This is a genomic window from Pseudoflavonifractor sp. MSJ-30 (assembly GCF_018918045.1).
Taxonomy (GTDB): domain Bacteria; phylum Bacillota; class Clostridia; order Oscillospirales; family Oscillospiraceae; genus Faecousia.
Window position 1 is genome coordinate 25203 of the sequence record NZ_JAHLPU010000004.1, and the last position, 6485, is coordinate 31687.

The window sequence follows — 6485 nt, forward strand, 5'->3', positions numbered from 1 at the left end:
GCGCGACGGCGCCGCGTTCAAAAGGAAAGCACCCGGTTTGCGGGGAGAACCGGCAGCCGCCGGGGCTGCCGGTTATTTGCTTTTCAGAGGGCTTAGTTTGCTACATTGCCTTGATCGTCGTAGGAGATTTCGATGCCGGAGATGGCCTTGGCCTCGTTGTACCAGGTGTCCCACTGATCCTTGGAAGCGGCCAGCGCGGCGTTTACGGCCTCAGTCAGCCCATCGTTGCCCTTCTGCAGCAGGATCACGTTTCCGGTGTACTTCTCGTCCACCACGAACTTGAAGCCGGACGTGGCGATCTCGGGATTGTTGGCGATGATGGCGTCGCCGTTGCCCTTGGCCACCGCGATGCAGTCAAAGTCACCGTTCTTCAACTGGAGAACGCCGGTGCCCAGATCGGTGAAGAGAACCAGTTCGGAATCGGGCAGCTGCTCAGTGGCCAGAGACTGCTGCAGGGAGGCGTTCTGCGCGCCGATCTTCGCACCTTTCAGGCCCTCAGCCGTGGCATACTTGTCGCCGTTGGAGGCCAGAGTGATCAGAACCTGCTCGTCCTCGTTGTCGCCGGCGTGATAGTAGTCAGAGGTGTTGTAGTTCTGTGCCCGGTCTTCGGTCCAGCTGAAGCCGGAGGCAGCCATGTCGGCGGTGCCGGCATAGACGGCGGTCTGGCAGGCATCGAAGCTCATGGGCATGATCTGCAGCTCCAGACCCAGGCTCTCAGCAATGTACTTGGCCAGGGTAATATCAAAGCCAACGTACATATCCTGTCCCTGCTTGGTGGGGTCGGTGAACTCCATGGGAGCAAAGTCAGGAGAGGTGGCAACGGTCAGAACGCCGGGGGTAACGGTCTTGATTTCAGCAGCGGCCGCGGTGGTCTCGGCAGCTGCATCGGTTCCGGCGGCCGCTGTGGTCTCAGCGGTGGCAGCGGTGGTGGCGGTGTTTGCGGAGGTGCTGCCGCAGCCAACCAGCAGGGAAGCCATCAGCAGTACGGCAAGGATCATGGATACGGTCTTTTTCATTTTTCATTCTCTCCTTTGCGGTTCGTTTGATTGATGGCTGTATTATAGCGCGTATATTATGCAATTTCAATTGATAAAGCACACAAAGTATATTCATTTTATTGTGATATCGCATGGTTAATATGTATATTATATTCATATATTCACATATTATATGAATATATACTCATTTATACACACATCGCCGTATAAATGCATGCTGTTTGTGTCCTCTCTATCATGTATTTTTATTCCGTCTGTTCTGCATATATTCCATTTCCACGCAGGTTTGAAAGAGGGCGGCAGCTGCCGCCCTCCTGACGCGGAATATTCCGTGCTGTGGTTTCTGTTCTTTCACTCCCCGCGGAGCGGCCCAACCCTCAGGGCCGCTCCGCGGGGAGCGTTCTTTTTGGTTTTCAGGACAGCAGCAGCTTGTCGTCCGCCTCGTCGGAGCCGGATGCCTTGCTGAAAAGCTCCAGCAGCTGTTCGACCGTCAGGTGCTTCTTTTCCTCGCCGGAAACATCTACAGCCACATGGCCATCGTACATCATGATGAGCCGGTTGCCATAGGTAATGGCGTCACGCATATTGTGTGTGATCATCATGGTGGTCAGGTTATTCTTTTCCACAATGCGCTGTGTCGCCTCCAGAACCTTGGCGGCGGTCTTTGGATCCAGGGCGGCGGTGTGCTCGTCCAGCAGCAGCAGCTCCGGCTTCTGGAGGGTCGCCATCAGCAGGGTCAGTGCCTGGCGCTGGCCGCCGGAAAGCAGGCCGACCTTGGCGGTCATACGATTTTCCAGCCCCAGATCCAGAATTTTCAGCTGCTCGATATAGTGCTCCCGGTCCGCGGCGGTAATGCCCTTTTTCAGGGTGCGCCGCTGGCCCCGGCGGTCCGCCAGCGCCAGATTTTCCTCGATCTGCATGGTGGCGGCAGTGCCCATCATGGGATCCTGAAACACACGGCCCAGGTACGCCGCCCGCTTGAATTCCGGAAGCCGGGTGATATCCCGGCCGTCCAGAACGATCGAGCCGGTATCCACCTGAATGGTGCCTGCCACGGCATTCAGCATGGTAGACTTGCCCGCGCCGTTGCCGCCGATAACCGTAACAAAGTCCCCATCGTTCAGAGTCAGATTCAGGCCGTTCAGGGCCGTCTTTGCGTTGACCGTACCGGGGTTGAAGGTCTTGCTGACATTTTTGATCTCAAGCATTGCGGACGCCTCCCTTCTTCGTGCGGACACTGTCCTTCCAGCAGGGGATGGACAGGAACAGCGCCACGATCGCCGCGGTAAAGAGCTTCAGGTCATTGGTATTCAGACCCAGCTGCAAAACGATCTGCAGCACCATGTAGTAGATCACCGCGCCGATCACCACAGCACAGAGCTTCAGGGCGAAGTTTCGGAAGACCTTGCCCAGCAGCACCTCGCCGATGATCACGGCGGCCAGACCGATGACAATGGCGCCGCGGCCCATGTTTACATCCACAGCGCCCTGATACTGGGCAAGCAGCGCGCCGGAGAGCGCCACCAGACCATTGGAGAGCATCAGGCCCACCGTCACGGTGACCCGGGTATCAATGCCCTGTGCGCTGGCCATGCGGCGATTGGCGCCGGTGGCCCGCAGACCGCTGCCGTACTCCGTGCCGAAGAACCAGTAGAGAATACCGATAAGCACCGCCAGCGTAACAATGGCCGGGATCAACGGATTCCGAAGGGAAAGCTCCTTCACAAACCGTTGGGAAACAACCAGATTGTACTTGTCCACGGAAATAGGCTGGTTAGACTTGCTGCCCATGATCCGCAGATTCACAGAGTACAGGGCCAGCTGGGTCAGAATGCCCGCCAGAATGGCGGGGATACCGCAGCGGGTATGCAGCAGGCCCGTAATCATACCCGCCAGCATGCCCACCAGGAACGCGCACAGCAGGGCCAGCCAGGGGTTGCATCCGGCGCGCATGAGCATAATGCACACCGCGCCGCCGGTGGCAAGGCTGCCGTCTACGGTCAGGTCCGCCACGTCCAGAATGCGGTAGGTGATATACACGCCGATGGCCATAATGCCCCAGAGCATACCCTGGGCAACGGCGCCGGGGGCGGCGTTCAAAAGGGAGGAGAAAAACATAGGGGTGTTACCTCAAATCTTCTAAAATTACAACACAGGGGCAGGGGGAAATGCCCCCTGTCCCTGTATTCGTTTCATTTCAATCAGTCTTCGATGGCGATATAGTCATCGGGCACGGTCACATTCAGAGCCTCGCAGTTGGCGGCATTGTATTTCTTGGTGACCTGGGGTGCGTACTCCACAGGCATGGTGGAAATAACCGCCTCGCCGGTCAGAATCTTCACCGCCATCTTGCCGGTGGCATAGCCCAGATCGTAGTAGCTGATGGAGAGCGTTGCCACGCCGCAGCCCTTGCAGATGCCCTCTTCACCGGCGATAACAGGCACGCCGGCAGGCAGGACTACGTTTGCGATGGCCTCGGTGTTGGAGGCAGCGGTGTTATCCGTGGGGATGTAGAGCACATCGCTGGAATCACAGGCCTTCTGGGTAACGGAAGTGACATCGTTGGTGTCGGTAAAGGCGAACTCCGCACAGGTCAGGCCGGCTTCTTCCAGATAGCCGCGGATCACATCCACCTGGTACTTGCTGTTTGTCTCAGCGGAGCAGTACAGCAGACCGACGGTCTTGGCATCGGGGAACAGTTCCCGCAGCATAGCCGCCTGCTGGTCCAGAGGGGCCAGATCGGAGGTGCCGGAGATGTTGCCGCCTACGGTGCCGTTCCAGTCGTCGATCTCCAGAGCGGAGGCATAGTCCGTAACAGAGGTTCCCAGAACGGGAATATCCGCGGTCGCGGAGGCAGCCGCCTGCAAGGGAGACGTGGCGTTTGCCAGGATCAGATCTACATTGGAAGCAATCAGGCTGTTGACAATGGTGGCGCAGTTGACGGACTCTCCGGAGGCATTCTGCTCGTTAAAGGAAACAGCGCCGCCCAGTGCCTCGGTCAAAGCGTCCTTGAAGCCCTGAGTAGCGGCGTCCAGCGCGGGATGCTGCACCAGCTGGCAGATGCCGACCACATAGGTCTTGTCCGTCTCGGTCTGGGCAGAGGTCTCATCCGCGGCGGCTGTGGTCTCAGCGGCAGCGGTGGTCGCGGCAGTCGTCGCCGCCGGAGCGGTACCTGTACAGGCCGCCATAGATACCAGCAGCATCGCTGCCAGCACAAGCGCAAGTGCTTTTTTCATTTCATTTTCTTCCCTTCGTGTTTTCTCTGTGAACTTTTGTGCTCCACTGGTGGAGCAGTTCCAGATTACTATACACCCGGGATTTCCAATTGTCAACGAAAAATTCACATTTTTCTCAATTTACAGGTAATATCAGGGGCTTACTTGTATATATGCATAATTTGTGTGAAAAAATGCATTTTCGTATCGGCTTTCGGTCATCTCACCCCCGCCCATGCTCCAGAAGATACTCCGCGATGGCGTCCACAAAGGTCTCGCCGTAGCGCTGGACCTTGGCATTGCCCACACCGCTGACCTTCCGGAAGTCCTCCAGTGTTGTGGGAGTCTTTCTGGCCATATCCTCCAGAGAGGCATTGGTAAAGATGATATAGGCGGGTGTTCCCTCCTGCTTGGCGATTTTCCAGCGCAGGGCCTTGAGCATCGTGAGCAGGTCCTGATCCGCAGTGGTCTCCTGCCGGGCCGCGGCGGCTGTCCGCCCCTTGGGGAAGCGCATGGAGACAGTCTTTCCCTCAAAAAGAACCTCACGAGCGCGTTCTGTCAGGCTGACGCCGCCGTGGACCGGGTCCGTCTCCAGATATCCCTGGGATTCCAGACTCTCCGCCATGGCCCGGACCGTATCTTTTCCGGATTTGCGCAGCTGTCCGTAGGCGCTCAGCTTGTCCAGTCCCAGCGTCAGCAGCCGCTTGTCCCGGCTCCCAAGGAGCACCAGCACCACACTGGTCATGCCCAGAGAATACCCAAGCCGGGCGTTCATGCGCTGGACGCAGATCAGAATCTGCCGGGCATCATCCGTAATGTCCCGCTCCTCCATGTCCGCGCCGCAATTGCCGCAGTTTCCGCAGATCTTTTCATGGGCCTGACCGAAATAATCCAGAATGTAGCCCCGCAGGCACTCCTGTGTCTTGCAATAGCCCACCATGACGTCCAGACGCTCCAGGTCCTGGCGCTGCTTTTGCAGCTGCTCCTCCTCCGTCAGCTCCCCGGCCCCCGCCGGGTGCTGGATCAGGTATTTGGCGGTCTGTACGTCCCCCGGGGCGAACAGCAGAATGCACTCAGCCTTGGAACCGTCCCGTCCTGCGCGGCCCGCTTCCTGATAGTAGCTCTCCAGACTCTGGGGCATATTATAATGGATTACATAGGACACGTTGGATTTGTCGATGCCCATACCGAAGGCATTGGTAGCCACCATAACGGTCTTCCGGTCATAGAGGAAGTCCTCCTGATTTTCCCGGCGTTCCTCATCCGGCAGACCCGCATGGTACCGGGTCGCCGCGATATCGTTCAGCTGCAGGTTCCGGCAGACCTCCTCCACCGCCTTCCGGGTAGCGCAGTAGACGATCCCCGCTTTGTCCCGGCGCTGACGCACCAACTCCAGAAGGGCCGGGAGCTTCTGGGCAGGTTTTTGAACCTCGAAGCGTAGATTGGGCCGGTCAAAGCCTGTGACGATCCGCAGAGGGTCCCGCAGCTTCAGGATTTCGGCGATGTCCTGCCGCACCAGTTCCGTAGCCGTGGCCGTAAAGGCGGATACCACAGGCCGGGGCTGTACAATGTTCAGAAAATCCACGATTTTCAGGTAGCTTGGCCGGAAATCCTGACCCCATTGGGAAATGCAGTGGGCCTCGTCCACCGTCACCAGAGAGACCTTCCGGGTCTGGATTGCCTCCAGAAAACCGTCCGTCAGCAGCCGTTCCGGGGCCACATAGATGATCTTGTACATGCCGCTCCGGATGTTGCGGTACACCAGCCGGATCTGATTGGGCGTCAGGGAGCTGTTGATATAGGCCGCCGCCACCCCGGCATTTTTCAGGGCCATGACCTGGTCCCGCATCAGGGAGATCAGGGGAGAGATCACCAGTGTGACCCCCTCCAGCAGCAGGGCTGGGATCTGGTAGCACAGGCTCTTGCCGCCGCCGGTGGGCATAATGCCGAAGGCATCCCGGCCGGACAGCTGGGCGTCGATCAACGCCTCCTGGCCGCCCCGAAAGGCCGAATAGCCAAAGACCCTTTGCAGGATCGATTCTTTTGTCTCCATCTTTTCCTCTCTTCCCGGGGCCGCCCCCGGTGTTGACTTTCTGCCCAGTGTAGCACAAAACAGCAGGAAATGCAAACGGGGTTCCCGCTGTTGTGGGATGGCTTATAGATTTCCCTTAGACAATAGCCCCGTCCGTCCATCAGCTGGGTGCCTCCGGCGGCGGTTTTCTTGCTTCTGCAAGAAAATCGATAAGAAGCAGCCTCAAGGGGGCGCTGACCG

Annotated in this window: 5 protein-coding genes; all 5 read right to left on the reverse strand. The window is 58.2% G+C overall.

Going from position 1 to position 6485, the window contains the following annotated elements; translation table 11 throughout:
- Positions 1 to 92: 92 nt before the first annotated feature.
- On the reverse strand, positions 93 to 1016 hold the full coding sequence (locus KQI10_RS00170) for a transporter substrate-binding domain-containing protein (protein ID WP_216565334.1): 924 nt from the start codon (positions 1014 to 1016) through the stop codon (positions 93 to 95).
- A gap of 395 nt (positions 1017 to 1411) precedes the next feature.
- Positions 1412 to 2206 (reverse strand): ABC transporter ATP-binding protein, encoded by a 795-nt coding sequence (locus KQI10_RS00175; RefSeq protein ID WP_216565335.1) that lies wholly within the window; start codon positions 2204 to 2206, stop codon positions 1412 to 1414.
- Positions 2199 to 3116 (reverse strand): ABC transporter permease, encoded by a 918-nt coding sequence (locus KQI10_RS00180; RefSeq protein WP_216565336.1) that lies wholly within the window; start codon positions 3114 to 3116, stop codon positions 2199 to 2201. The genes KQI10_RS00175 and KQI10_RS00180 overlap by 8 nt, the downstream gene beginning before the upstream one ends.
- 83 nt (positions 3117 to 3199) lie before the next feature.
- A complete protein-coding gene (locus KQI10_RS00185) occupies positions 3200 to 4234 on the reverse strand; it encodes an ABC transporter substrate-binding protein (RefSeq protein ID WP_216565337.1) in 1035 nt (344 codons plus the stop codon).
- A gap of 202 nt (positions 4235 to 4436) precedes the next feature.
- A complete protein-coding gene (gene recQ / locus KQI10_RS00190; RefSeq protein ID WP_216565338.1) occupies positions 4437 to 6266 on the reverse strand; it encodes a DNA helicase RecQ in 1830 nt (609 codons plus the stop codon).
- Positions 6267 to 6485 lie beyond the last annotated feature (219 nt).

Excerpts from the sequence above, each read along its gene's own strand:
- KQI10_RS00185 (WP_216565337.1), bottom strand. The coding sequence starts at position 4,234 with ATGAAAAAAGCACTTGCGCTTGTGCTGGCAGCGATGCTGCTGGTATCT.
- recQ (WP_216565338.1), bottom strand. The coding sequence starts at position 6,266 with ATGGAGACAAAAGAATCGATCCTGCAAAGGGTCTTTGGCTATTCGGCC.
- KQI10_RS00180 (WP_216565336.1), bottom strand. The coding sequence starts at position 3,116 with ATGTTTTTCTCCTCCCTTTTGAACGCCGCCCCCGGCGCCGTTGCCCAG.
- KQI10_RS00170 (WP_216565334.1), bottom strand. The coding sequence starts at position 1,016 with ATGAAAAAGACCGTATCCATGATCCTTGCCGTACTGCTGATGGCTTCC.
- KQI10_RS00175 (WP_216565335.1), bottom strand. The coding sequence starts at position 2,206 with ATGCTTGAGATCAAAAATGTCAGCAAGACCTTCAACCCCGGTACGGTC.